Consider the following 1,831-nt stretch of genomic DNA (forward strand, 5'->3'; position numbering starts at 1 on the left):
CCACCAGAACATGCGCCCGGGCGAGCCGTTCCTGGCCCTCGGCACCAACCTCCGGCAGGATCATCTGGCGGGCATAGCGGCTCATGCGGCCTCCTTGACCCGGCAGGCCTCCGCCCATTCGCGGGTGCGCGCCTCGGGGTCTTCTGCCAGCTGGATGTCGGTCACCACTGCGGCGCTGTCCGCACCCGCAGCAAACACCCCGGGCAACCGTTCCGGCGTCAGCCCGCCGATCGCAACCAGAGGAGTCTCACCGGCCATCTGCTTCCAGCGCGTCACCCGCTCCAGCCCCTGCGGGTCCCATTTCATCTTTTTCAACAATGTCGGATATACGGGCCCCAAGGCCACATAGGCAGGCCCGAACGACAGGGCGCGCTCCAGTTCGCTCTCGTCATGGGTGGACAGGCCAAAGCGCACGCCTTTGCGGCCCAGCGCGGCAAAATCGGCCCTGTCCATGTCCTCTTGGCCGAGATGGACAAAGTTGCAGTTCAGATCCAGCGCGGCCTGCCAATAGTCATTTACCACCAGCTGCGCGTCGTGAACTGCGCAGAAATCCCGCGCCCGGGCGATCTGGCGCCGCACCTCAGTCTCAGGCTCGTCCTTGATGCGCAGCTGCACCAGTTTGGCCCCCTGGGGCACCAGCAGCTCCAGCCGGCCGACGTGGCCCGTGATCAGATAGAAACGTTCCATTATGCAAACTCCGCCAGTCCCAGAACGGGGGTTGAAGGTACTGCCATGTCGCGCCGCTCCATCGGGTCGGCGGCAAAGCCCGCGCGTCCGGCGTCTATTGCCTGCGCCATGGCTGCGGCCATTCGGGCAGGGTCGCCGGCCTTGGCGACAGCCGTGTTCAGCAGAACCGCATCCATACCCAGCTCCATCGCCATCGCCGCATCCGAGGGCCGCCCGATGCCCGCGTCCACAATCAGCGGCACACCGGGAAAATGCGCCCGCATCGCCCGCAGGGCATCCGGGTTGCGCAATCCCTGGCCGGAGCCGATCGGCGCGCCCCAGGGCATCAGCACTTCGCAGCCCGCCTCCAGCAACCGCTCGCCGACCACCAGATCGTCGGTGGTGTAGGGAAAGACCTGAAAACCCTCATCGCTTAGGATCCGGGCGGCCTCAACCAGCCCGAACACATCCGGCTGCAGGGTGTCGGAATGGCCGATCACCTCCAGCTTGATCCAGGGCGTATCAAACAGCTCCCGTGCCATATGGGCGGTGGTCACCGCTTCCTGCACCGAGTGGCAGCCGGCAGTATTGGGCAGGATCCGGCAACCGGTTTCGCGCAAAGTCTCCCAAAAGCCGGCCCCGGAGCCGTCAGCGGTTTCGCGGCGCAAGCTGACGGTGATGGTCCCGGTGCCGCTGGATTTCACCGCCTCCGCCAGAACCGCGGGCGAGGGGTATTGCGCAGTGCCCAGCAGCAGCCGCGAGGAGATCTCTGTTCCGTAAAACTGCATCTCAACCTCCCTGCATCGGGGCAAGCACTTCCAGGTGGTCGCCCTCAGAGAGTTGCACCTGTTCCCGGTTGCTGCGGGCCACAAATGTGCCGTTCAGCGCGGTCGCGACAGAGGAGCAGGCAAAGCCCAGCTCATTCAGGGCAGTTTTCAGGTCGGTTGCCGATAGGTCATGCGGTTTGGCGTTCACGATGATTTTCATCTGTCGTCTCCGGTATCAGGCGGTCTGCAGCCTGTTGCGCCATCGCGGGCGCCAGCAGAAAGCCGTGGCGGTAAAGCCCGTTGAGAAATAGCGTGCCGCCCTGTTCGGTCAGCCGCGGCAGGTTGTCGGGAAAGGCGGGGCGCAGGCCGGCGCCGGTCTCCACCACGCTGGCCTCGGC

4 protein-coding genes are annotated in these 1,831 nt (G+C 65.4%); all 4 read right to left on the reverse strand.

Annotated features, from left to right (window positions below):
- Positions 1–81 precede the first annotated feature (81 nt).
- Positions 82–687 (reverse strand): thiamine phosphate synthase, encoded by a 606-nt coding sequence (locus tag A2I95_RS34945; protein WP_027258285.1) that lies wholly within the window; start codon positions 685–687, stop codon positions 82–84.
- Complete coding sequence (locus A2I95_RS34950) at positions 687–1,454, reverse strand: thiazole synthase (RefSeq protein WP_291737157.1); 768 nt, start codon at positions 1,452–1,454, stop codon at positions 687–689. The genes A2I95_RS34945 and A2I95_RS34950 overlap by 1 nt, the downstream gene beginning before the upstream one ends.
- Before the next feature lies 1 nt (position 1,455).
- Entirely contained in the window at positions 1,456–1,653 is a 198-nt protein-coding gene (gene thiS / locus A2I95_RS34955) for a sulfur carrier protein ThiS (protein WP_027258287.1), read from the reverse strand.
- On the reverse strand, positions 1,622–1,831 hold a 210-nt coding region (locus A2I95_RS34960; RefSeq protein ID WP_367153194.1), incomplete at its 5' end, for an FAD-dependent oxidoreductase. The genes thiS and A2I95_RS34960, both read right to left, overlap by 32 nt.

The sequence above is a fragment of the Leisingera sp. F5 genome (assembly GCF_001593695.1).

Bases quoted from the DNA above. Each gene is read 5' to 3' on its own strand.
- A2I95_RS34945 (WP_027258285.1), bottom strand. From the start codon at position 687: ATGGAACGTTTCTATCTGATCACGGGCCACGTCGGCCGGCTGGAGCTG.
- A2I95_RS34950 (WP_291737157.1), bottom strand. From the start codon at position 1,454: ATGCAGTTTTACGGAACAGAGATCTCCTCGCGGCTGCTGCTGGGCACT.
- thiS (WP_027258287.1), bottom strand. From the start codon at position 1,653: ATGAAAATCATCGTGAACGCCAAACCGCATGACCTATCGGCAACCGAC.